This window comes from Ruegeria sp. BHSA163 (assembly GCF_059613365.1).
This window is the reverse complement of the sequence record NZ_JBXWSJ010000009.1, coordinates 24,516-48,797: the sequence shown is the minus strand read 5'-3', so window position 1 is coordinate 48,797 and position 24,282 is coordinate 24,516. Positions and strand designations below refer to the sequence as shown.

Genomic DNA, 24,282 nt, shown 5'->3' with positions numbered 1-24,282 from the left:
TATTTAATCTCCATTGCCCGGGGGATCAGAGTTCTTAATGGCCTGGTCTCTACCCGCGGGATGATCTTCAGTGTTACTCGCCGCGAGGAAAGCGTTGGCTATCTTCGACGTCGTTTAAGTCCATGTGGTTGCGCATGTATCTTTCCGAGGCCTTTTGCAGGGGCTGGTAATCCCAAGGATAATAACCGCCCTGCCTAAGCGCCTCGTAAACTACCCAGCGTCTGGCCTGACTTGCCCGGACATCTGCGTCGAAACGGTCCAGGTCCCAACGAGCTTCGGACTTGGCTCGCATTGTCTGCAAGGTTCCGGCGTGTTCTTTAATGCCTGCCAAATTTTTCAGCTCATGCGGATCGTTATGCAGATCGAACAGCTGATCAGGATCCAACGCGCAGCGATTGAATTTCCACTTTCCATACCGCAGAGAAACTAGCGGCGCATAAGACGCCTCTGCCGCATATTCCATGGCGACGGGTGTTGTACGCTCAACACCTTGCGCCAACGGAACAAGGTTTTCACCGTCTGTCCAAGGCGCGATTTCCGCCATATCGACACCCGCCAAAGCACCCAGAGTCGGAGTGACATCGATTGTAGAAACGGGATCGTCAATACACCCAACGGGCAGCGAAGTTGCCGAAATCATGAGCGGAACCCGAGCCGAGCCGTCGAAGAAGTTCATCTTGAACCACAATCCTCGTTCACCCAACATGTCGCCATGATCCGAGACAAACAAAATGATTGCCTCTTGCCGAGTGTTATCCAGCACTTCCAATAATTCGCCGATCTTTTCGTCAAGATACGAGATGTTCGCAAAATAGGCTCGGCGGGACCGGCGGATATCCTCCTCTGTAATGTCGAAACTCCGCCAGTCATTGGCGTCAAATATCCGTTGCGCGTGCGGATCCTGATTTTCGTAACCAATGTCGGCAATTTCAGGCAAAATGTGTTCGCAGTCTTCGTAAAGGTCCCAGTATTTTCGCCGTGCGACATATGGGTCATGCGGGTGCGTGAAGCTAACGGTCAGGCTCCAGGGACGATCGTCTTTGCCTCGGGCCAAATCATAAAGCTTGGCCTTAGCGTGGTAAGCGACTTCGTCGTCATACTCCATCTGGTTGGTGATTTCTGCAATACCGGCGCCTGTGACCGAGCCCATATTGTGATACCACCAATCGATCCGCTCGCCTGGTTTTCGGTAATCCGGAGTCCAACCGAAATCAGCCGGATAGATGTCCGTCGTCAGCCGGTCTTCGAAGCCGTGCATTTGGTCCGGACCAACAAAGTGCATTTTCCCGGATAAGCAGGTATAATACCCCGCGCGGCGCAGATGATGCGCGTAGGTCGGGATATCACTGCGAAATTCGGCTGCATTGTCATAAACCCCGGTTCGGGAGGGCAACTGACCCGTCATGAAACTGGCCCGGCCAGGCGCGCACAACGGAGAAGCTGTATATGCGTTTGCAAACCGTGTGGACCGTGCCGCCAGTTTTTTCAGATTTGGTGCGTGCAGCCAGTCTGCCGGACCATCGGGAAAGAGGGTGCCGTTCAACTGATCCACCATGAGGATCAGAATGTTAGGTTGGGTCATTCTCTGCCTCTAAAAACCTGGCGAGAACACGCAGGGCGTGATCCACTGCTAATTGTGGCTCTTCCGGTGCGCTTAGTGCAGCGCGGATATAAAGCCCATCTATCAATGCTATCATATCCTCTGCAGCCTCGACCGGATCGGACAAAGCAGGGCGCATCGCGTCAATCAGGTTTGAACGGATACGCGACTGATAGATTTGCCAAAGACGCAGCGCGTCCCCGTTGGTTTGCGCCAGCACATAGAAGGTCATCCAAGCTGCAATGACGTCCGGTGTAAAACACGCGGGCCCAAAACATGCACGGATGATGGCGTGTGGGCGTTCACCCGGCGCGGCCTGTTTAAGTTCTTGGCGTGCCTCTGCCCCGAAATCGCTTAGAATCTGTCGCATTGCAGCAAGAAAAATCTGGTCTTTTCCACCAAAATAGTGATGCGCCAAAGCGCTGGACATTCCCGCGCGCTTGGCGATCTGACTGACAGTAACGTCCAACGATTTCTTTACACCCAACTCCGCAATTGTCGCTTTGACAATCGCGTCCCGGCGGATCGGTTCCATTCCCAATTTTGGCATAACCGCCTCTCAGCCTCACCTAATCCGTTCGAAGGCTAAGAGGATTTTATTGACTCGTCAATCAACAACCTTTCGCAAACGCTCGGGCGGGCATTCCGAACCCGAAGGCGGCGTGCCGCTTGAACGTTTTAGAACAGCCTCACGCCACGCAATGAAACTGACGGCTGCCAGAATCAACGTTCCGCCCGCCACAACCCAGATGTCGACGCTTTCGTGAAAAACGATGGCCCCCAGTAATGTAGCCCAGATTAATTGCAGGAATGTGACCGGCTGAGTGACGGCAACAGGTGCCGCTTGTAGCGCAAGTGTCATGAAATAATGCCCAGCAGTGGCAAAGCTGGCGACTAAAAATAATACTCCAAGGTCACGCAGTCTCGGCGGTTCCCAAACGGCGACAGCAAAAGGTATAAGCGCAATTGTCACCCAGATCGAAAGATGAGCCACAACAACCGAAGGTCGGATATCACGCACCATTACCTTGGCCAAAAGGTAAGACCCCCCCAATGCCAATGATGTTCCCAGCATTGCGATATGCCCCGGTGAAACTTCGCGGAAACCCGGACGCAAAATGATAACAACACCGACCAATGCCACGCCAATCGCTGCAATTCGGCGAAAGGCAAGTCTTTCCCCAAGAAAAAGCGCTGCGCCCAGCGTGACGTATACCGGTGTCATGTAGTTCATCGCTGTGACCTCGGCCAACGGAATGCGCGTCATGGCGAAAAACCACAGCATTACCGCCGCTGCATGAACCACTCCGCGTAGGCCAAAAAGGGTCACATTTCGACGGGTCAAACGTGTAGCGACAATGGCGCGCAAAGCCGGAAGCAGAAATACCAACCCCAATGCGTACCGCAAAAATGCCGCCTGTATTGGGTTCATGGTTGTTCCCAATGTCTTGACCAGCGCCGTCATGACCACAAAGGACATACCTGCGGCAAACATCCAAAACATGCCGGCAATTGGGCGCGATTGATCAGTGGCAATACTCATGGGTTTGTTGAACACCTAAACCCGGCACTCCACAACCCTTCACATGGCAACAAGTTTAAGTGCGATCCCCAGCATCACGATCCCTATAATTAGATCTAATACTTGCCACGACCTCGGACGCCTGAAAACCGGAGCCAAAATACCCGCCCCATACCCAAGCGAAAAAAAGAACACGAAACTGGACGTCATCGCGCCAATGGCGAAAGCCATCTGATCTTCGTACTGCGCTGAGATTGAACCAATCAAAACGACGGTGTCCAGATAGACATGAGGGTTCAGCCAGGTAAATGCCGACACGGTAAGCAATGCAGCACGCAGGGTCATGCTTTGGCCTGGCCCAGTTTCCAGGACCGATCCGCCCTGCCAGGCAGAGTGAAAGCTTCGCATTGCATACCATATCAAAAATACCGCACCGCCATAGCGCATCGCCGTTTCGAACCATGGCGCGGCCTGCGTCAGAGTTCCAAAGCCGGCTACCCCCGCGGCGATCAGAATGGCATCTGAGGTTGCGCAGATCAGGCACAAAGCAAACACATGCTCTCGTCTTAGGCCTTGTCTGAGCAGGAAGGCGTTTTGTGCGCCAATTGCCAGGATCAGGCTGAATCCCAAAGCGAAACCTGCAATCAGCGACGTTGTCATTTTGCCTCCATATTCGGAGGCGTTGACTAACCCACTTTGCTGGCTCTATCAAATTAAAGAAACTTCTCCTAAGTTAGAATCTCTAATGCGTTTCGACCCCCATCAACTGTCCGCTTTGTCCGCTATTTTGCGGCATGGGAGCTTTGAGGCTGCAGCTTCGGAACTTGCGGTGACACCTTCGGCCATATCGCAGCGGATCAAAGCATTGGAAGACCGTGTTGGCGCGTCTTTGATCCAGCGGGGCAACCCATGCTCCGGCACGCCGACCGGACTACGGATAGCGCGGCACGCCGAGGATATTGGACTTTTAGAGGCTCAACTGACCAGAGAACTGGCGCTTGAAACCAGTCCGGGCGCGGCACGCGTGAGGATCGCGGTTACTGCAGACAGTCTGGCAACCTGGTTTATTGATGCTATGGCTAAAGTTGACGGAATGCTCTTCGATCTGGTGATCGATAATCAAGATTACTCGGCTGCGTGGTTACGCCGCGGCGAGGTCAGCGCCGCCATTTCCGTAGGCGGTCATGCCGTAAGCGGTTGTGATACCTTTTCACTTGGGTCTCTACGCTATTTGCCTACTGCAAGTCCTGACTTTATTCGAAAATGGTTCGCAGTCGGCGTAACGCCCGTGACTCTGGCCAAGGCTCCTTGCCTGATATTCAATCCAAAAGACAAACTGCAGAGCACCTGGATCGAGGCGCAAACCGGCACCCGTATTTCGCCGCCTTCGCATTTTCTGCCTTCATCACAAGGTTTCGTCGACGCCGCCATCGCTGGCGTGGGTTGGGGGATGAATCCCGAAGTCCTAGTGCGACCCATGCTCGAAGACGGCAGGCTTTGCGAGCTAGTCCCCGGCAAGCCGTTGGACATTCCACTGACATGGCAAGTCGGAAGGATACTTGCCCCCGCCCTGACTTCGCTAACCCGGGCCGTCAGGCAAGCAGCGGCACAGATTATGGTTCCATCCGAATGAGGACTTAAGTTAAAGGTTTGCAGCCTTTACCTCTTCAGGAATGACGACGCGGTAACATAGGACCGCCGCCAAAATACTTACCGCACAGATGAACATGATGGCCAAAGAAACTTCGTGCATGTGCGCGACCGCTGCCAGGACCGATGAGATAACAACGGCAGATATGCGGCATATGCTTTTGATTGCTGCAGCCCCTTGTACGCGTTGATCTTTCGGAGCCACATCAAGAAAATACAATTTCCGTGCACTACTGACACCAGTGACCGCCACGGTCACGACAAACAACGCGGCGGCATGCAAATGAATGTCATGATCGGCACCCAGATAATGTACACTCAGCAACGCGATCCCTGTGCATGCTACCATCAGCGTGCCTGCAACCATGACGGCTCGATGGGATTTCATATTCACAACCTGCCACAACGGCGCAGATACAAGATATCCCGACGCGGAAGAAACAATCATCGCGGTCAGTCCCTTTGCAGATGAATGGTGCGCTTCCGCAGCGATCAAAGCGAAGAAGGGTACCGAAAGTGACACCACAACCAAAGGCAGCCTCATGACCATATAATGTCGGAACCATGGTTGTTCAAACATCTTGGAAATGTTGGTGAAATTCTCAACGAACCTCGTTTTTCCAACATCTTTTTCGGAGGTTTCCTTCTTCTTTTCCGCCTCGGCCATCGCCAGAATTGAAAGGCCAGAAAGAACGAAAAATGTTACAGAAACTGCTATGACAGCCGAGTGGCGCGAGAACGGTGGAGCGTCCTTCATGATCTGATGAATCAATAATGCCAAACCAATCGTAGCTAACCCCCCAGCCCCAAGCTGAAGGTAGTGCAATGCCATCCGAGACTTTGATTTGACATGATCCCCAATCAGATCCGTGTAAAGCAGTGACTGAACTTCTTCGATCAGACCAATCATCAAAAAAGCAGTCGCAAATGCCAAAGCAACAATCGGGACAACACCAGTAGCGGCCAAAGCCAAAGCGAGAACCAAACAGGCCCCGACCGCGACCTCGGTCAACGCAATCGCCCGTTTTTTTCGTTCACGAGCCGCTATCGAATGCGCAAGGAATACGTCAGCGACCATACTTCCAAACATACGTATCGAGACTAGAGCACCGGCGAGAAACATTGGTAGCTCAAGCGACACCGCTAGGAAGGGCAAAACGACCGATGGGCTTCCGAGTGTCCACGCGACCTGAGACAATATGCTTTGACCGGCCAGAACCGGGACATTCCGTCTTGCAAGATCAGGGGAGGTATCCGCCATACGCTCATTTCAGGAGTGACTTGAAGTCCAATCATCCCTTTTGTTTTGTGTGCTCTTTTCGAATGTACCGTCTTTGCACCGAACGGCCAAGTAGCCAATCACAGTACGAAAAACCCCAGCCATTCGGCCGGGGTTCAAAAGGTTTCAGGTCAGATGCTGTTCAGAGTTGCGCCATGACCTCGTCAGTAGCTTCGAAATTGGTTGTAACTCGTTGCACGTCGTCGTCATCCTCAAGTGCATCGACCAACTTCATCAGTTTCTGCATATCCTCAAGACCCAACTCCGTCGTCGTAGTGGGTTTCCAAACCAGCTTGGTGGATTCCGACTCTCCCAAATTGGCTTCCAACACGTTTGAAACTTCGTTCAGATCGGTATCCGCGCACCAAATAATGTGGCCATCATCCGAACTTTCAACGTCTTCGGCGCCAGCCTCGATAGCAGCTTCGAAAATAGTGTCCGCATCGCCAGCAGAAACGGGGTAAACCACCTCTCCTTTACGTTCGAACATGAACCCGACCGAACCGGTTTCACCAAGGTTGCCGCCATTCTTGGAGAAAGTCGAACGGACAGTCGACGCGGTGCGGTTGCGGTTGTCGGTCATTGTCTCGACAATTACAGCTACACCGTTAGGGCCGTAGCCTTCATAACGGATTTCCTCGTAATCGTCGCCTTCACCCGCAACAGATTTCTTGATGGCGCGGTCAATCACATCCTTGGGGACCGAGTTCGACTTGGCCTCTTTCACCGCTAGACGCAGGCGCGGGTTCTTGTCAGGATCAGGGTCACCCATCTTGGCGGCGACTGTGATCTCTTTGGATAACTTGGAAAACAGTTTGGACCGCGCGGCGTCCTGACGACCCTTGCGGTGCTGGATGTTGGCCCATTTGGAATGGCCTGCCATATTGCGTCCTCGTCTTCGTAATTACGTATTTGGCGCTCATATAGACGTTTGCGCACCGTGTGATCAAGGGATCGGCTTGCCCGGACCGTCACGGTGGCTATGGTGTCGTTATGACAACTGACCAGATCATTCTTTTTAGCCTTTTCATCAGTGTGTTCGGAATGTTGCTGTGGGGGCGGTTCCGCTATGATCTGGTCGCGTTTGCCGCCCTTATGATCGGCGTCATTTTGGGCGTCGTACCCATAGACAACGCTTTTTCGGGATTTGGTCACCCCGCCACGATTATTGTTGCGCTTGTACTTGTGGTCTCAGCGGGCCTTGTACGGTCTGGAGCTGTATTTCTTATCACGCGCACGTTGGTAGATGCCTCGCGTGGGTTGGGGGCTCATATTGCCCTGATGGGAGGGATCGGAGCAATCCTGTCGGCATTCATGAACAACGTGGCTGCACTTGCGCTCTTGATGCCGGTAGACATCCAAACTGCGCGCAAAGCTGGCAGGTCAGTTGGATTGAGCCTGATGCCATTGAGTTTCGCCACCATTTTGGGTGGCATGGCGACTCTGATCGGAACTCCACCGAACATAATCATCGCATCGATAAGAGCCGAAACACTGGGCGAACCGTTTCGCATGTTTGATTTTGCTCCGGTCGGCGGCCTTGCCGCGATTGTTGGTCTTGCCTTCGTTGCCCTAGTGGGCTGGCGGCTGATACCAAACCGTGGTCCACAGGTAGAAACGTCCGAGGCTTTGGCCGAATACATTGCTGAGCTTACAATTCCGCCAGAATCCGCCCACATCGGGAAGCGGGTCAGCGAATTATATGAAGTTGCTGAAAAATCCGACGTGGCGATCATTGGCCTGATCCGTGACGATAAACGGCGCTATGGCAGATCAGCTCATGCTACGCTGAAAGAAGGTGACGCATTGGTGCTGGAAGCCCGTCCCGAAGCATTGGATGAGTTTCGGGCGGCGCTAGCTCTGGATTTCTCGGACTCACGCCGTCAGGAGCTTTTGACTGCCGAAGGGGACGGTTTGGAGGTGACCGAGGTCGTCGTCACTGAAAACGCGCGTATTACCGGACGAACGGCCCAGGCAATTGGTCTGGCTTGGCGCCAGAGCACGGTTTTAATGGGAATTTCGCGTCAGGGGCGCAGCATAACAAGTCAGGTCCGAAAAACCGTGGTTGAGCCCGGTGACATCCTGCTCTTGTTGTGTCCGCGGGACCGCACCTCTGACGTGACCGAGTGGTTAGGGTGTTTGCCGCTGGCCGAACGCGGTTTGAACGTTACCGCAAACGAAAAAGCTTGGCTGGCAATCGGGTTGTTCGCAGCCGCGGTTCTGGCCGCCAGTGTCGGGATTATTTATCTACCGATCGCGCTGGGTCTGGTCGTGATAGCCTATGTGCTAACCAAGATCATGCCGATTGCTGATGTTTATAACCACATCGAATGGCCCGTTGTCGTTTTGCTTGGCTCAATGATTCCATTAGGCAGCGCCTTGGAAAGTTCCGGCGGCACAGAACTTATAGCAAATGCGCTGGTACAGCTCACCGATGGCTTACCTGCGTGGGCTATTCTAACCGTGCTGATGGTCGTAACCATGACCTTGTCAGACGTGCTCAACAATACGGCGACAGCCATTGTTGCGGCCCCGGTCGGTATTCAGATGGCGCGCGCGCTCGAGGTTTCGCCCGACCCGTTTCTGATGACCGTTGCCGTCGCGGCTTCGGCCGCGTTTCTTACGCCAATCGGGCATAAAAATAACACGCTGGTTCTTGGACCGGGCGGTTATCGTTTCGGCGACTATTGGCGCATGGGGTTGCCGCTGGAAATTCTGATCATTGCAGTTTCCGTGCCCGCAATCCTTGTCTTCTGGCCATTATGAGCGGTAGTAGCGCGGAATGAAACGATTTCTTATCCTTCAATTGCGACCGGAAACCGATGCGTCGGATGCTGAATTTGCATCGATATTGGACAAAACAGAGCTGTCGCAAGAACAGGCCCATCGCATCCGCCTGGACCGCGAGTCATTGCCTGAAAAATTGAACGTTTCAGAATATGCGGCTGTCATCGTTGGGGGTGGACCCGGGTGTGTCAGTGATGATCCAGATGAAAAATCCCCGTTGGATGCACGCATTGAAAACTCGATAATGGGCCTGATGCCGCAGATCACGGCAAAGGACCATCCATTTATGGGGTGTTGTTACGGGCTGGGAATTCTGGCCGCCCATTTGGATGGCAACGTGAGTAAAAAGAATTTCGGAGAGCCCGTAGGCCCGTCCACTTGCCGACTAACCCAAGACGGTATGCATGATCCGTTGACGGCAGGCCTGCACACTGTTTTCGACGCCTTTGTTGGCCACAAAGAAGCTGTGCAGAAACTACCCGCCGGTTGCGTTCATCTGGTCGCCTCAGACCCCTGCCCGTATCAAATGATCCGGTGGGGGCAGAATGTATATGCCACGCAGTTTCACCCCGAAGCGGATGCCAAAGATTTTGAACAGCGCATCAACATTTACAAAGACCATGGATATTTCCCACCGGAAGATGCGCAGTCACTTATCGATATATGCCACGCAGCTGATGTCACTCAGCCTGGTGAAATCCTGCGCCGTTTCGCGCAGCGTTACGGGTGACCTAACGGCGCGGTTGCTTGCAAGGTGGCGGCTCGCATAGATTGGTCCGAAGCGACTTTGGGAGGAGTTGTATTTGGATCTTTTAATCAATGTGGGCCTGCCAATTTCCTTGGCGATAATCATGCTATCTTTGGGTATCGGGTTGGAGATTGCAGACTTCCGGCGCGTTCTAAGCCGCCGTTACCCTTTCGCCATCGGTGCAATATGTCAGGTGGTTCTTCTGCCCATTGCCGCATTTGCAACCGTAAAGCTGTTCGCTTTACCACCAGAGATCGCCGTTGGATTCATGCTGTTGAGTTTTTGCCCAGGCGGCGTCACCAGCAATATACTGTCAAAACTCGCCAAGGCGGACGTTGCGCTGTCAGTCAGCCTTACCGCCGTGATAAGCCTTCTTTCAATTCTGACCGTCCCAATCCTTGCTGCATGGGCAATCGGCCATTTCATGGGTGAGAATGCCCCAGAGGTTTCCATCAGTGGATTGGCTGTGGCCATGTTTTTGATCACGACATTGCCAGTGGCAATTGGTGTCGCCATCCGAAACTTTGCCGAGGGATTTGCAGACCGTGTTGATGCGCCTTTGGCCAAACTTGCAACAGCATTGTTCATACTAATCGTCGTCGCCGCTTTGGCCGGAAACTGGCAGTTGTTTGTGGAAAATCTTGGCGTGATGGGGGCAGGCCTGATCTCGTTGAATGTGGCGCTGTTACTGATTGGATTGGGTCTAGCGCGTGTCGCGAACCTTTCGTGGAAAGAGAGCAAGGCGATTTCAATCGAAACTGGTATTCAGAATTCTACACTTGGAATCACACTAGCAGCCCTGATTACTGGAACGGAAAGCGGATTCAGCCCACTTGCATTGCCCGCTGCAGTTTACGGGATCACAATGTACGCAGTTGCGATCCCCTTTCTGATCTGGTTCCGAAGCCGCTGAAAGGATGAACCATGGGCGAAAACAAGGCGGACGCGATTGTTGTTGGCGGTGGCCTTGCCGGTCTGGTTGCTGCGGCCGAATTGGGTGATCGCGGCAAAAAGGTCATTGTGCTGGACCAAGAACCCGAACATTTTCTGGGCGGTCAGGCGTTCTGGAGTCTTGGTGGCTTGTTCATGGTTGATACCCCAGAACAACGCCGGATGGGCATCCGCGACAACCGCGAACTGGCTCTTCGTGATTGGATGGGTAGTGCGCAGTTTGATCGCGAAGAAGACCGTTGGCCCCGAAAATGGGCCGAAGCTTACGTCGAATTCGCAGCGGGAGAAATGCGCCCTTGGTTGCACAAGATGGGTCTGCGTTGGTTTCCGGTGGTAGGCTGGGCAGAACGTGGCGGTTCGTTCGCTGATGGGCACGGCAATTCTGTGCCTAGGTTCCACATCACCTGGGGCACAGGTCCGGGTGTGCTTGAACATTTCATCCGCAGGGTAAAAGACCATGTGGCGGCTGGACTAATACAATTGAAGTTTCGGCATCAGGTAAGCCATATCATTATGCAAAATGGCTCTGCCAAGGGCGTATCCGGTGAAGTGCTTGCGGACGACACCGCCCAACGCGGTGGCAAAACCAACCGTGACGAAGTTGGTGAGTTCGAAATCTATGCACCATCGATAATTGTTACGTCGGGCGGGATTGGCGGCAATTTTCATATGGTACGAAAAGCATGGCCGCGCGAGCGTTTGGGCGAACCGCCCCAAAATATGGTGGCCGGAGTACCGTTCCATGTCGATGGGCGAATGATCCCCATCAGCGAGAAAGCCGGGGGACACATTATTAATGGCGATCGCATGTGGCATTACACAGAAGGTGTGCGGAATTGGGACCCTATATGGCCTTCGCACGGAATCCGCATCTTACCGGGCCCAAGTTCGATGTGGTTTGACGCCTGCGGCAACCGACTGAAACCGCCTTACCTGCCTGGTTTCGACACATTGGGTACGCTGCAAGAGATCCTAAAAACCGGATATGATTACAGCTGGTTCATTCTGACGCAAAAGGTGATCAAGAAAGAATTCGCCCTTTCTGGCTCGGAACAAAATCCGGATTTTACCTCCGGAAGTTGGAAAGAGGTGATCCGCCAGCGCATCCTTTCAGGATCAAAGGCAACGGCCCCTGTCGAAGCCTTTAAGGAAAAGGGCGAGGATTTCGTCGTCGCGAATACCTTGACCGAGTTGGTAGGTGGAATGAACCAACTCGGAGACGGCCAGATTGATGAAGCCCATTTGCGGGAACAGATTGAAGCGCGGGACTCGCAAATCGGCAATCCGTTTTCAAAGGACGCTCAAATAATGGCGATTCTCGCTGCCCGCAATTATCTCGGTGACAAATTAATCCGCACTGCCAAGCCGCACCGGTTCCTTGAACCTAAAAACGGTCCGCTTATCGCAGTCAAGCTGCACATCCTAACACGCAAAACTTTGGGAGGACTACAAACCAATCTGGACAGCCAGATGTTAGGCGCAGACGGAAATATCGTTCCCGGCCTCTTCGCTGCTGGCGAGATCGCCGGATTTGGCGGTGGTGGATATCACGGTTACAATGCACTTGAGGGCACCTTTCTAGGAGGATGCATTTTTTCAGGCAGAAATGCAGGACGCTCCAGAGCTGTAGCCTAGTGTGCCGCTGCGCTACTGTGTGCGGACGAAATTCACGACAGGTTCGCCAGCTTCATCAAGAAACACCAAACTGTTCCCTGAAACGGCGTAGGTCGTTACCTTTTGCAGTGCATCGAAGAACTGCTTTTCAACTTCTTCTATCGATGGCGGGCATGCCATCAAGGTAGCAGCCATATTGTCAGGGAAATTTATCGAATTCCCTGAAATCTCAACCTGACCGGAAAAACGGTTACAACCGCCAGTACCACCAAAAGTTCCACCCTCGGCAAATTCGATCTGCGGTTGCCGTTCGGCATTCAGCACGTCTCCGTTCAAACCGACCGCTGTCCACTTGCTGTTCTCAAGGGAAGCAAGGCCCTGCCCCGCCGCTTGCACAAGAACCAAATCGGCTGAATTTCCTGCGCCGTTTGTTATGACGGGATAGGCCTGATCAGTGGTCATTAGCAATTTGTCTCCCTGATACATTGTGGCGCGCACCACATATTGCATTCTGTCGTCGATCAAAGCGTCATCATAATTTAACTCAAACGGCGCGGGCACGCCCGTTAAAGCGTACCTTTGTGCCGCAAGGGTTACCGATGGTGCATCTGCTCGGGATACATCCTGAAGTTCCACAAATAATGTCGTGCCTGGCCGCACGGCTATTCTTTCGCGGTACGTTGCCGTGCCTTCGATCGTTCCTGCCAGTGCCCCGTTGAAAATGGTTGCCGAAGCCATCATGGAAAGCAGCGCGATCCGTCCTGTTTTGGCCATGGGTTCATTCCCTTTCGCAATATCGTGACTCAAAAGTCGTAAGTTCTTTTGAAATTACAAGGACATCTCCGAAAAATCAGCGGTTCTGTGCCGATATCAAAGGGGCCAGATGAGTGGGATCAACAAAGACGCTAATAATCCAACGGTCAGGTTAAGTGGCACACCTACCTTAAGAAAATCAGTGAACCGGTATCCACCGGGACCGTAAACCATCATGTTGGTCTGATACCCTATGGGCGTTGCAAATGAGGCCGATGCCGCAACCATCACTGCAACGACCAGCGGTCGCGGGTCAATTCCGACAGCCTGCGCCAGACCAATCGCGATTGGTGTTACGACAACGGCAACAGCATTGTTCGACACAAGTTCGGTCAGAATAGAAGTCAATAGATAGACGGCCCAGATAATCAGGAATGGCGGCAGCGAACTTAGCCCGGGTGCGACGGTTTCGACAATCAGCGATACGGCGCCGGACTCTCCTAACGCCGCGCCAATTGCCAGCATCGCGAAAATCAGAGCCAACAAGCGACCTTCAACAAAGGAAAACGCCTCATCCGCGTCGATACATCGGGTTATTAAGACGATTGCTACCGCTACAATAGACAATAAAAGGATCGGGGCCACGCCTAGCGCAGCCAATGCTACGATACCAACGAGAGCACCGATAGCGATAGGCGCATGGCTGCGACGGAAAGCGCGCACCGAAGGTTGGCCCACGTCCACCATATCCATATCTGCCGCCAGTTTCTGAATGTCAGCGGCGGCGCCCTCTAGCAAAAGGGTATCGCCGACCCGGACAACCAGATCATCCAGCTGCCGCCCTATGTTCTGATTCCGGCGATGCACTGCAAGGACATAAACGCCATATCGGCGGCGCAAACGCATCGCACCCAATGTGCGACCTACCATACGGCAGCCCGGCGTGATCAGGACCTCAACCGTCTTGGTTTCGACCGCTGAAACCTGATCCACACGCTTGAGCTCTTTGTTGGTCTGCAGGCTTAGTAACTCAGTCATTTCGGTTCGCAGTACTACCCTGTCGCCGACGTTCAGTGTCACTCCTTTAAGGTTGCGGCGTAGCGACTCGTCTCCGCGGACAACATCAATCAAGCGAACACCTGGACGTTTAAACAATTGCACACCAGTGACTTCGCGCCCAATCAGGTTGCTATCTGGTGGAATGACGGCCTCTGTAAAGAATTTCATCTTTGATTTGTCGCTCAGAAGGGACGCCAAGCTGTCGCGCTCCGGCAATAAACGCGGCGCAATAAAGCGCAGGTAAATCATGCCATAAATTACAAGGGCAATGCCCAACGGTGTGACTTCGAATATCGTAAACGCTGCCATTCCCTGCGTACGCGCAACACCATCAACCAACAGGTTCGTCGAGGTTCCGATCAGTGTCAGCGTACCACCCAAAATCGCTGCGTAACTGAGCGGTATCAACAACTTGGAAGCCGGCAGGTTCAACGTTCGCGCGATCTGTACGAACACCGGAATCATGACGACAACGACTGGCGTGTTCGAAACAACCGCCGAAGCGAGAATAACAAATGCCATCAGCAACCCAATTGCAAACCTTGGGTTTACCTGTGCTTGTTTTTGGGCGACAGATGTAAATGCATCCAAGGCACCAGTCCGGACGAGTGCTCCCATCACAATAAACATGGCTGCGATTGTCCAAGGTGCTGAATTGGAAAGAACAGTCAGCGCGCTCTGGTAGGGTAGAATGCCGGTTATTAGCATCAAGGCAACGCCGCCGATTGCCACGACCTCGGTCGGGTAGGCCTCGCGAAGGAACATTGCAAACATACCCGCGACAATTACCAGCGCCAGTATTGCGCTGGCCATATCTGTGAGTTGAAGGAATTGCATTACTGGTATTCTGTCCGAACCCTGGCCTGGCGCAGTTGCCTTTAAGACAGTGTCCCGCATTGGGCGCAACAGGGCAAGCCTGTCGTTTAGTTCAGGGTGCAGCCGGCTGCAAACACCCGCCAATCCGCACCATTCTTACGCTTTTCGCCTGCCCATCGCGATCATCTGTTTCAACAAAAACACCACTCAGGGTGGCTTCGCCACTGGCGGGCGTGAACCGAGCCTTTGGCATCCCGGTAATAAAGCGGCGCATAGGTTCCTGTTTATCCATCCCGATAACCGAGTCGTAGTCACCGCACATGCCGGCATCAGTCAAATAACCCGTACCGCGGGATAAGATTTGCGCGTCCGCTGTCGGAATATGGGTATGGGTTCCAACCACAAGACTTGCGCGACCGTCGCAATAATGACCCATGGCCATTTTTTCCGAAGTAGCCTCGCAATGCATTTCCACGATGATGGCCTGAGCCTGTCCGCCACGAGGATGAGATTTCAGGATCGGCTCGATGGCCGAGAAGGGATCGTCGAACGGGCGTTTCATAAACACTTGTCCAAGCACCTGTGCCACCAGAACCTTTCGGCCACCTGGCGCTGTATAAAGTCGATGACCGCGACCCGGAGCGCCCTTTGCAAAGTTGATTGGGCGCACGATACGCGGCTCGTTTTCGATGAACTGCAGCATGTCTTTTTGGTCGAAAGCGTGATCGCCTAACGTCAGGCAATCGGCGCCCGCATCCAACAACAGCTTTGCGTGGTTACCACTCAACCCCATGCCGTTCGAGGCGTTTTCGCTGTTCACCACAACAAAATCCAGACGCCAATCCTCCCGAAGACGCGGCAGGAGCTCTTGAACCGCGGCGCGACCAGCACGCCCTACAACGTCACCAAGAAATAATATCCTCATGCAGTCTGTCCTAAGTGTGGTATCCCGTTAGCACAAGTGATTAAACTGCCGCCCTCAACCGCCAGATCGAATTCCATTGGAGTTTCAACATGCACCGCTTTCTCGCCTCGACCATAGCCTTGATGACAGTCGCAGCCTGTGACTCTGAGCCCGAGCAATCGACGGAATTAGCAAACCCTGCTGCGACTTTCTGTATAGAGAGCGGCGCGAAATATGAAATCCGCGACGGCGTGAATGGTCAATCGGGCGTGTGCATTCTGCAGGACGGCAGCGAAGTAGACGCGTGGGAATATTTCCGAGAAAACAATCCTGGCTGAAATCGGAGCCAGTCTAAGACTTGATCGAAATGACGCGGCTTTCCGTGACCACCATATCTAACAGCTGATCAGTAGGCTCTAACGGCAGCTCTGCCACCTCCTGCCCATCAAAGGCAAATCCAATAGCGAGTGTCGGATGGTTGGCACGCAACCTTGCAAGGGTACGGTCGTAAAATCCGCCTCCATAACCAAGGCGTCCGCCGCTAGCGTTGAACGCCACCAAAGGTACGATCAAAATCTCGGGATCAAAGTAGTCCTCTATTTCCGGAACTTTCGCTCCAAACGGGCCATCCTTCAGCGTGCCTTCGGGCGTCCAGCGGGAAAACTTCAACGGTTGACCCGCGCCTTGAATAACGGGAACGCCAACCGGACCATAAGCAGCTGCTTCTGCCATTGCCGGCAGTGGATCAATTTCGGTTCGGATAGGAATGTATCCCGATTGGGGCACCCCGCGATACCCTGCCAACACCTCAGATAATCTACCGGCGGATCCTGGCAACCTTAGATCAAAGGCCGCCTTACGGCGTTCAAATGCGGCTTTTCGCGCAGCGGCTTTTTTTTCGGTCAGATCGGTCAAAGTAGCACCACGCTTGCAAGTCCAAGGAAGATAAAGAAACCCATGACATCTGTTGTTGTGGTTACAAAGGTTCCAGATGCAAGCGCAGGGTCAACTCCTATACGATCCAACGCGACTGGAACGACCGTTCCGACAAAACCAGCTATGATCATATTCACAACCAATGCCGTGCCGATCACAACGCCCAGCATCGGTGAGGCGAACCACATCATTCCAACTATGCCCAATACGACGGCAAAACACAGTCCGTTCAGCATGCCAACCAATAACTCTCGTCGGATGACCCGCAGAACGTTTGATCCGGTAAGGTCGCGAGTGGCCAGCGCCCGCACCGCAACGGTGAGGGATTGCGTCCCGGCATTTCCGCCCATTGACGCAACGATAGGCATCAGAATGGCCAAAGCTACCAACCGATCAATCGCAGCCTCAAACTGGGAAATCACCAGTGAGGCACAGATTGCTGTACACAAATTGACCGCAAGCCAGGGCAGGCGTCGTTTGCTAGTGGCGGCAACGCTGTCGGACAACGAACTTTCGTTACTCACGCCCGCGAGGTGCAACATATCCTCTTCGTATTCTTCGTCCAGAACGACCATTGCATCGTCGATGGTGATGACACCGACAATACGTCCATCCGCATCCACCACTGGGGCTGAAATCAGGTGATACTGATTGAACGCATAGGCTACATCCTCTTCATCCTGATCAACGGGGATGGTGTGGAATTCCTGTTCGGCGATGTCGCGCAAGGCTATTTCACGCCGCGCGGCCATAAGTTTCCCGAGTGTAACTTGCGCAGTTGGCTTCAAACGGGGATCGATGAGTACCACGTGATAAAACTGCTCTGGCAGGTCGTCGTTGGCCCGCATGAAGTCAATTGCCTGACCAACCGTCCAATGCTCGGGCGCCATAACAATCTCGCGCTGCATAAGTCGGCCGGCCGAGTTTTCCGGGTAGGCCAGTGCCTGCTGTGCCGCATGGCGATCTGTCTCCTCCAGCGCGTCAAGAATGGTTTCCTGCTGTGGCTCTTCCAGATCTTCCAAAAGGTCGACGACATCGTCGCTTTCCATTTCGCGAACCGCCTCGGCAAGTACGTCGGGACGCAGTACAGCGATGACCTCTTCTCTGACGGCTTCATCCAATTCGGACAAGATGTCGCCATCAAATTCCTTGTCGTAAAGTCGGATAAGACGCGAGCGGTCGTAAGGATTAATCTGCTCCAGAAGGTCCGCAATGTCGGCTGGGTGCAGTGGCTCCAATAACTCGATCAGTTTACCGCGATCATCAACATCCACCGCATAAAGAATGGACGCCACTGTTCTGCGATCAAGCGCATAGGCGTCCTCCTCCCGCGGTTGGTCGGGTCCGGCTTCGTCTTTGACTGTAGTCATGCGCAACCCTCGCGTCGGTGATTTGCGTCTAAATAGAAGAAGCAGCTACCAGAAAACAATGACAATGCGCAGATTTACCCGCAACATGCGCCCGCTTATGCTGTAACGCAGCACAAAACTGGGTGGAGTATGGGAAACATGCCTCAAAAGACGTTACTGAAGGGGCGCGTTCTAAGCTTTTTGGAGTCACCTTTCGCCACCGAACCGACACGGGCGACAAATACTCATGAGGCGGTACTGATCGAAGACGGGAAAATAAAAGCACTGGGTTCGATAGCCAAATTGTCGCAAGAGCATCCAGAAGCGCAAGATGTGGAATATGGCCAGCACCTGATCATGGCAGGGTTTGTCGACCCTCATGTGCACTACCCGCAAACGGCAATGATCGCCAGTTGGGGTAAGCGTCTTATCGACTGGCTCAATACTTACACTTTCCCTGAGGAAATGAAATTCGGTGATCCCCGATACGCGTCGGAAATTGCCAACCGCTATCTTGACCTCACGGCATCGCACGGAACGACCACGATGTGCAGCTTCTGTACGATACACCCAGAGAGCGTTGACGCGTTTTTTGAGGCTGCACAATTGCGTGGGCAGCGCGTCGTGGCAGGCAAAACCTGTATGGATCGCAATGCCCCTGAAGGCCTCCGCGATACGGCTCAAACCGCCTACAATCAGTCGCAAAGCCTGTTGGAAAAGTGGCACGGGGTCAATCGGCTGTCCTATGCAATCACGCCACGATTTTCGCCGACGTCGACGCCTGAACAGCTTGAGGCAATGGGTGCTCTTTGGGCAAAGTACCCTCAATGCCTGATGCAGACGCATCTGTGCGAACAAACCGACGAAATCGAGTGGGTCCGATCTCTGTTTCCGAATGCCCGCGACTATCTGGATACCTACGAACAGTTTGGTCTGTTGGGCGGTAACGGGCTGTACGGACACGTCATTCATCTTGAAACACGCGAGCGTGAACGTCTGCGCGAAGTGGGCGCGGCCCTGATACATTGTCCGACCTCAAACACGTTTATTGGATCTGGCTTGTTTGAACTGGATGACCTTATGCGACAGGGGCACAGGATCGGTCTGGCCACAGATACGGGCGGTGGGTCCAGTTTCTCGATGCTTCGTACAATGGCAACTGCCTACGAAATCGGACAGTTGCAGGGAACGGCACTCCACCCGGCGCAATTGCTATGGCTGGGCACGGTTGGTTCCGCGCAGTCACTTCGGATGGATGACTGCATCGGAAATATTGCGCCAGGATTGGAGGCCGATTTGGTCGTCCTTGATCTTGCGTCGACTCCTGACATTGCGCAGCGAGAAGCAACGGCTGAGGACCTTTGGGAGGCTGTGTTCCCAACCATCATGATGGGCGATGATCGGGCGGTTGCCGATGTTTGGATTGGAGGAAACCGGGTCAGCCGAAAACCTTAATTCCGCAGAGCGCGGGCAAGTTGATTCTGGCGTTCTATCGCTGTTGGCAAATCGATAGTTGTGACGTGACCACCACGCACGATTTGTCGTCCTTCTACAAAGAGATGTTTGACACGCATCGGACCGGACAACAGCAAGGCCGCCGGATCCCAACTGCCCGCGCTCTCAATACTCCGTGTATCCCAAACCGCAATATCGGCGCGTTTTCCAGGCATCAAACGACCACAGTCAGGTCGGTTCAGAACATCTGCACCGCCTCGTGTTGCGATCTCCAGCGCCTCACGGGACGACATGGCGTCGGCCCCGTTTACAACGCGCTGCATCAACATCGCCTGTCGGGCTTCGAGTATGAGATTGCCATTGTCGTTGCTGGCGGAACCGTCAGCGCCAAGGCCAACGTTTACCCCTTGGTCACGCATTTTTTGAACCGGAGCAATTCCCGATCCAAGACGACAATTTGAGCACGGGCAATGGGCCACTCCTGTCCCAGTTCTGGAAAATAGGTCAATTTCGACGCTATTCAGCTTCACACAATGCGCGTGCCAGACATCCGGTCCTGTCCAACCCAGATTTTCAGCGTATTGGCCGGGGCGACAGCCGAACTGAGCCTGAGAATAGGCGATATCTTCATCATTTTCGGCCAAATGGGTATGCAGCATGACGCCTTTGTCCCGCGCCAGCAACGCTGTGTCCTGCATCAATTCTTGACTGACTGAAAATGGCGAACATGGCGCCAATCCCACCCTGCACATCGCGCCTTCCATCGGATCATGAAACGCATCCACGACGCGGATCATATCCTCTAATATCACGGACTCTGGCTCAACTAAGTCGTCTGGCGGAAGGCCGCCGCCGCTTTCCCCGATACTCATCGCGCCACGCGTCGGGTGAAACCGGATGCCAACCTCGGCGGCCGCCACGATGGTATCGTCCAGACGAGATCCATTGGGATAGAGATACAAGTGATCAGAGCTGAGCGAGCATCCTGACAATGCCAATTCTGCCAGCCCTATTTGGGCCGAAGTAAACATCTCTTCAGGGCCAAACCGCGCCCAGATGGGATAAAGCGTTTTAAGCCAACCGAACAATAGGGCATCCTGACACCCTGGTACTGCGCGAGTCAGAGTTTGGTACAGGTGATGGTGGGTGTTCACCAACCCCGGCGTTACGACACATCCAGTTGCGTCATGCACTTCGCCTGTGGTCTCTAACCCATGACCGATTTTTGCGATTTGCCCATCACGGATCAGCAGGTCGGCCTGTTCCAGTTCACGCCGCTCGTCGTCAATTGTTAGAATAGTGTCAGCGTTACAGATCAAAAATTCAGACATTTTTCGCGCTCCTGCAATTGCCCGTCTCATGCAAATGGAGTGCGAAGCTGGTGGAAAACGGGCTCAAGAACCAGCACGTGAAAATGGTAATCTTTCACTACATCGACAGCAACAGAATTCAATATTGCTTTAAGATTTCCAAAGCCGCTGCATGCAGCTCGGCGTTGGCAGCCGCCAGAGCACGCCCCCCACCATGAGCTGGGTCGCCTTTCCAATCTGTCACAACCCCACCGGCTGCGTGAATCAACGCGATTGGAGCTTGGATGTCGTAAGAATTCAGCCCCGCCTCGATAACAAGATCGATCTGTCCAGCAGCCAGCAAAGCATATGCGTAGCAATCCATCCCGTATCGGGTCAGCTTAGCGTGCTGTGAGACAGCGCGAAACGCCTCAGCCTCACTCGGAGTGCCGACTTCGGGAAAGGTAGTGAACACAATTGCTTCTTCAAGCGACTGCGTCTTGCGTGTCGTCAGTTTGCGTTGACCGGCCGGTCCCGTAGCAATGGCCAGTTCACCCTGTCCCATGAATCGTTCGCCAATATAGGGCTGATCAATCACACCCAGGCATGGACCGGTTTCATTACTAAGCGCGATCAGGACACCCCAGGTCGGCGTACCGCTAATGAACCCTCTTGTTCCGTCAATTGGATCTAAAACCCAAGTTCGACCGCTGGAACCCGCCGAATGTCCAAATTCTTCACCCAGAATGCCATCGTCAGGTCTGTGTTCGGCAAGAACAGCTCTCATCGCCTTCTCGGCCGCGCGATCGGCGATAGTCACTGGATCGAACCCACCCTCGACCTTGTTGTCCGCTTCTAGATCGGGCTGCCGGAAAAATGGCAAAATGGCCGCGCGCGCTGCGTCGGCCATTGTTTCGGCTATCTCAAGATCATTGGATGGGCTGTGTCGCATGTGGTACCCGTGCGATCACTGCGCCCCATTGTCAAGTGGGTCGATCAGGCAACTTCGCTCAGTACGCGGGCGAGTTCGAAAAGCCTGCGGCGCTGATTTTCTGGAATGGCGTAGTATGAGCGGACAAGATCCAGCGCTTCCTTGTCTCCCATTAGATCGGCAGGAACCGACTTTTTGTCATTGTTGCCTTTGGTTTCGTCTTCCAGGCCTTCGAAGAAAAAACTGACTGGGACATCCAATGCCTCTGCGATATCCCAAAGGCGAGACGCGCTTACACGGTTGGCCCCAGTTTCATATTTCTGGATTTGCTGAAACTTGATACCAACCTGCTGCGCTAACTGCTGCTGGGTCATGCCAATCAGCCAGCGGCGATGCCGGACGCGTTTGCCAACATGAACATCGACGTGATGGGTCATTGGTACTCTCCTTTTTAACTCAAACAACCATCCGGGAAATCGCTACAACACACACCCCGGCACAGCAGCGGGATGCTGATTACAAACTCCCCAACTCGGATACTCCCCCCGAATGGCACCCTTAAGCACTATGACGCATTCCATCTATTTTTCAAGCGGGTTGTATTCGGTGTTGCGAATAGTTGTTTGTGGTTGTGTCAAAAAGTTCATCTGTGTGAGTTCGTTTTCAGATTGGAAACAAAATTCGGCACCTACTTCGCAGAACACATCGCACAGACTCTTTCGAATTGACATTCATTGCGCGTCTATTGCCTATGCCCAAGACGATCAGGAGGGCCCACATGCTTGCGTATTGTGTCGAGACTCAGGGAAAACCGCCAACGCTGACAACTTTGGCCTTACCGACGCCATCCGACGGGCAAATACGTGTGCGGATCAAGGCTTGCGGCCTGAACTTTGCGGATCTTTTGATGCAGAAAGGCACGTATCAGGATACGCCCGAAGCCCCTTTCGCTCTGGGAATGGAAGTCGCGGGCATTGTTGACGAAATCGGAAACAATGTTTCGACCATCGCTCCGGGTGACCGTGTGGCGGTTTATTGTGGTTTTGGCGGGTTGGCTGAATACGGTGTCTTTGACGCAGATCGGGCGGTTCCTCTTCCCGAAACAATGAGTTTTGAAGATGCTGCCGCCATTCAGATTGCTTACGGAACCAGCCACATCGCGTTGGACCATCGCGCGCGGCTACAGCCGGGCGAAACGCTGCTTGTAACTGGTGCGGCAGGTGGTGTCGGCCTGACTGCCGTTGAGATTGGCAAGTTGATGGGTGCCAAAGTCATTGCTCAGGCGCGCGGCGCCGAAAGGCTGTCGGTAGCCGCGAATGCCGGAGCTGACTATCTGGTCGACGCCAGTGAGGACCTGCGCGAACGCGTTCTATCTTTGGGTGGCGCGGATGTTGTTTATGACGTGATTGGTGGCGACGTTTTCAATGCTGCGTTTCGGGCCACTAACCCAGAAGGCCGCCTATTGCCAATAGGTTTTGCAGGGGGCGAAGTGCCAAATATCCCAGCCAACCATTTGCTGGTAAAAAACCTGACCGTGATTGGACTGTATATCGGCGGATATTTAAAGTTCCGCCCCCAGATTGTGCAGGAAAGTTTTTCGACTCTGTTTCAATGGCACAAAGCAGGGCGGATCAAGCCCCATATTAGCCACGTCCTGCCACTTGGACAGGTGGCCGAAGGGATGCAATTGCTAAAAGATCGGAAGTCGACGGGTAAAATCGTGATTTCACTTTGAACCCTAGGCGACAACTGCCTTAAGCGGTGAGCCCCCGAGCATGAGAAAGTTCTGCCGTACCAAAGAAGCAAGGGCGTCAACAACTGCGTCACGTCCTTTATCAGCCCCATAAAGATTGATTCGGTGTGCAGGTAACTCTGGCAGGGCGCCACCCGATTCGATCTGCTCAAGATGGGCAGCCTCGGTACCGTCGAGCATCGCGTGAACGGCCAAGTCTGCGCTTACAGTCGCCTCGATGGTGCGGTCATTCTCGGTTTCAACAGACAATTCCCATGGAATACCTGCTGCATCCAAAGCAGCGATAACCTGAGGACGGAACAAGCAGCGTCGTCCAAGTGCAAGCGGAATTGGTCGCTTGCGCCATGCCGAACCGCCCGGCGCGCCGATCCATCTAAGTGGAAGTTCGGCAATAGTCTCGGCTCCGTCTGCTCCAGAAGCCTCCGTGGTAAGTATGAGATCGCATTCGCCGCGCCGGTACATCTCTTTCAATTGCATCGAGTAGGAAGAAACTAGTTGCACGCGTACGCGCGGAAAGTCGGCGTTGAAGCGCTGCAATACACGTGGGATAGCGGGGTAAACAATGTCATGGGGCACACCCAGAACGACTTCGCCCTCAAACGCCTGATCCGTAAGCTTTGAAATAACTTCATCGTTTAGCGCGACGATGCGGCGGGCATAAGCAAGCAGTTGCTCGCCTGACGCAGTGAGCGCAATCGTCCTTCCGCTGCGATCCAAAAGCTCCAGTCCTAAAAGCTCCTCAAGTCGCTTTAGCTGCATTGAAACTGCTGACTGGGTCAGATGCAGAAATCCCGCAGCGCGTGTTACGCCACCGTGATCAGCAACGGCAATAAAGGATCGAAGAGTTGTAATGTCCAAATTACGCATATTCACGATTCCTTATGGA

Annotated in this window: 23 protein-coding genes; 8 read left to right on the top strand and 15 right to left on the bottom strand. The window is 53.6% G+C overall.

Annotation, left to right across the window (positions count from 1 at the left end; genetic code table 11):
- Positions 1-73: 73 nt before the first annotated feature.
- Genes betC through AC2FNV_RS06510 form a run of 4 tightly spaced genes read right to left on the bottom strand, consistent with a single transcriptional unit; the run spans position 74 to position 3,782 of the window.
- Positions 74-1,582, bottom strand: a complete 1,509-nt coding sequence (gene betC, locus AC2FNV_RS06525) for a choline-sulfatase (protein ID WP_170607087.1) — start codon at positions 1,580-1,582, stop codon at positions 74-76.
- Entirely contained in the window at positions 1,569-2,150 is a 582-nt protein-coding gene (gene betI, locus AC2FNV_RS06520; RefSeq protein ID WP_170607089.1) for a choline-binding transcriptional repressor BetI, read from the bottom strand. Before betI ends, betC begins: the two co-directional genes overlap by 14 nt.
- 57 nt (positions 2,151-2,207) lie before the next feature.
- Positions 2,208-3,143: a DMT family transporter gene (locus tag AC2FNV_RS06515; protein ID WP_170607091.1), complete on the bottom strand. Its 936-nt coding sequence runs from the start codon at positions 3,141-3,143 to the stop codon at positions 2,208-2,210.
- A 39-nt stretch (positions 3,144-3,182) separates the two neighbouring features.
- Complete coding sequence (locus tag AC2FNV_RS06510) at positions 3,183-3,782, bottom strand: LysE/ArgO family amino acid transporter (protein WP_170607093.1); 600 nt, start codon at positions 3,780-3,782, stop codon at positions 3,183-3,185.
- An 85-nt stretch (positions 3,783-3,867) separates the two neighbouring features.
- Between AC2FNV_RS06510 and AC2FNV_RS06505 the strand changes: the two genes are divergently transcribed.
- On the top strand, positions 3,868-4,755 hold the full coding sequence (locus tag AC2FNV_RS06505) for a LysR family transcriptional regulator ArgP (RefSeq protein ID WP_170607095.1): 888 nt from the start codon (positions 3,868-3,870) through the stop codon (positions 4,753-4,755).
- Positions 4,756-4,764: 9 nt separating this feature from the next.
- On the opposite strand, the gene AC2FNV_RS06500 is transcribed toward AC2FNV_RS06505, so the two are convergent.
- Both AC2FNV_RS06500 and AC2FNV_RS06495 read right to left on the bottom strand, forming a co-directional pair.
- The gene (locus AC2FNV_RS06500) at positions 4,765-6,033 is read right to left on the bottom strand and encodes a permease (RefSeq protein ID WP_170607097.1); all 1,269 of its coding nucleotides are present in this window, start codon (positions 6,031-6,033) and stop codon (positions 4,765-4,767) included.
- Positions 6,034-6,193: 160 nt separating this feature from the next.
- A complete protein-coding gene (locus tag AC2FNV_RS06495; RefSeq protein ID WP_170607099.1) occupies positions 6,194-6,934 on the bottom strand; it encodes a YebC/PmpR family DNA-binding transcriptional regulator in 741 nt (246 codons plus the stop codon).
- A 110-nt stretch (positions 6,935-7,044) separates the two neighbouring features.
- Here AC2FNV_RS06495 and AC2FNV_RS06490 point away from each other — a divergent pair, with 110 nt between their 5' ends.
- The 4 genes from AC2FNV_RS06490 to AC2FNV_RS06475 all read left to right on the top strand — a co-directional run bounded on the left by AC2FNV_RS06490 (position 7,045) and on the right by AC2FNV_RS06475 (position 12,172).
- Complete coding sequence (locus tag AC2FNV_RS06490; protein ID WP_170478718.1) at positions 7,045-8,817, top strand: SLC13 family permease; 1,773 nt, start codon at positions 7,045-7,047, stop codon at positions 8,815-8,817.
- Between the two features lie 16 nt (positions 8,818-8,833).
- Complete coding sequence (locus tag AC2FNV_RS06485; RefSeq protein ID WP_170607101.1) at positions 8,834-9,568, top strand: glutamine amidotransferase; 735 nt, start codon at positions 8,834-8,836, stop codon at positions 9,566-9,568.
- Between the two features lie 73 nt (positions 9,569-9,641).
- The gene (locus AC2FNV_RS06480) at positions 9,642-10,499 is read left to right on the top strand and encodes a bile acid:sodium symporter family protein (protein WP_170607103.1); all 858 of its coding nucleotides are present in this window, start codon (positions 9,642-9,644) and stop codon (positions 10,497-10,499) included.
- A gap of 11 nt (positions 10,500-10,510) precedes the next feature.
- The gene (locus tag AC2FNV_RS06475; RefSeq protein WP_496772758.1) at positions 10,511-12,172 is read left to right on the top strand and encodes an FAD-binding dehydrogenase; all 1,662 of its coding nucleotides are present in this window, start codon (positions 10,511-10,513) and stop codon (positions 12,170-12,172) included.
- A 12-nt stretch (positions 12,173-12,184) separates the two neighbouring features.
- On the opposite strand, the gene AC2FNV_RS06470 is transcribed toward AC2FNV_RS06475, so the two are convergent.
- The 3 genes from AC2FNV_RS06470 to AC2FNV_RS06460 form a co-directional block, all read right to left on the bottom strand.
- A complete protein-coding gene (locus AC2FNV_RS06470; protein ID WP_496772756.1) occupies positions 12,185-12,925 on the bottom strand; it encodes a YbaY family lipoprotein in 741 nt (246 codons plus the stop codon).
- 96 nt (positions 12,926-13,021) lie between these two features.
- On the bottom strand, positions 13,022-14,800 hold the full coding sequence (locus AC2FNV_RS06465) for an SLC13 family permease (RefSeq protein WP_170607354.1): 1,779 nt from the start codon (positions 14,798-14,800) through the stop codon (positions 13,022-13,024).
- Between the two features lie 91 nt (positions 14,801-14,891).
- Complete coding sequence (locus AC2FNV_RS06460) at positions 14,892-15,704, bottom strand: TIGR00282 family metallophosphoesterase (RefSeq protein ID WP_170607106.1); 813 nt, start codon at positions 15,702-15,704, stop codon at positions 14,892-14,894.
- Between the two features lie 89 nt (positions 15,705-15,793).
- Here AC2FNV_RS06460 and AC2FNV_RS06455 point away from each other — a divergent pair, with 89 nt between their 5' ends.
- On the top strand, positions 15,794-16,021 hold the full coding sequence (locus tag AC2FNV_RS06455; RefSeq protein ID WP_170478708.1) for a putative hemolysin: 228 nt from the start codon (positions 15,794-15,796) through the stop codon (positions 16,019-16,021).
- A gap of 13 nt (positions 16,022-16,034) precedes the next feature.
- On the opposite strand, the gene AC2FNV_RS06450 is transcribed toward AC2FNV_RS06455, so the two are convergent.
- The gene (locus AC2FNV_RS06450; protein WP_170607108.1) at positions 16,035-16,598 is read right to left on the bottom strand and encodes a 5-formyltetrahydrofolate cyclo-ligase; all 564 of its coding nucleotides are present in this window, start codon (positions 16,596-16,598) and stop codon (positions 16,035-16,037) included.
- The gene (gene mgtE, locus AC2FNV_RS06445; RefSeq protein WP_496772753.1) at positions 16,595-17,989 is read right to left on the bottom strand and encodes a magnesium transporter; all 1,395 of its coding nucleotides are present in this window, start codon (positions 17,987-17,989) and stop codon (positions 16,595-16,597) included. Before mgtE ends, AC2FNV_RS06450 begins: the two co-directional genes overlap by 4 nt.
- 138 nt (positions 17,990-18,127) lie before the next feature.
- On the opposite strand from mgtE, the gene guaD reads away from it, so the two are divergent.
- On the top strand, positions 18,128-19,423 hold the full coding sequence (gene guaD / locus AC2FNV_RS06440) for a guanine deaminase (RefSeq protein ID WP_170607113.1): 1,296 nt from the start codon (positions 18,128-18,130) through the stop codon (positions 19,421-19,423).
- On the opposite strand, the gene AC2FNV_RS06435 is transcribed toward guaD, so the two are convergent.
- From AC2FNV_RS06435 to AC2FNV_RS06425, 3 genes are all read right to left on the bottom strand, one after another.
- Positions 19,420-20,754, bottom strand: coding sequence for an 8-oxoguanine deaminase (locus AC2FNV_RS06435; protein ID WP_170607115.1), 1,335 nt, complete (start codon positions 20,752-20,754; stop codon positions 19,420-19,422). The two genes, guaD and AC2FNV_RS06435, sit on opposite strands and share 4 nt — an antisense overlap.
- A 118-nt stretch (positions 20,755-20,872) precedes the next feature.
- On the bottom strand, positions 20,873-21,664 hold the full coding sequence (gene hisN / locus AC2FNV_RS06430; protein ID WP_170607117.1) for a histidinol-phosphatase: 792 nt from the start codon (positions 21,662-21,664) through the stop codon (positions 20,873-20,875).
- A gap of 44 nt (positions 21,665-21,708) precedes the next feature.
- Positions 21,709-22,080, bottom strand: a complete 372-nt coding sequence (locus tag AC2FNV_RS06425) for a helix-turn-helix domain-containing protein (RefSeq protein ID WP_170478695.1) — start codon at positions 22,078-22,080, stop codon at positions 21,709-21,711.
- 341 nt (positions 22,081-22,421) lie between these two features.
- Between AC2FNV_RS06425 and AC2FNV_RS06420 the strand changes: the two genes are divergently transcribed.
- Positions 22,422-23,378 carry an NADPH:quinone oxidoreductase family protein gene (locus AC2FNV_RS06420; protein WP_170478692.1) on the top strand — a complete coding sequence of 319 codons (957 nt, stop codon included), beginning with the start codon at positions 22,422-22,424 and terminating at the stop codon, positions 23,376-23,378.
- A gap of 3 nt (positions 23,379-23,381) precedes the next feature.
- On the opposite strand, the gene AC2FNV_RS06415 is transcribed toward AC2FNV_RS06420, so the two are convergent.
- Entirely contained in the window at positions 23,382-24,263 is an 882-nt protein-coding gene (locus AC2FNV_RS06415) for a LysR family transcriptional regulator (protein WP_170478690.1), read from the bottom strand.
- Positions 24,264-24,282 lie beyond the last annotated feature (19 nt).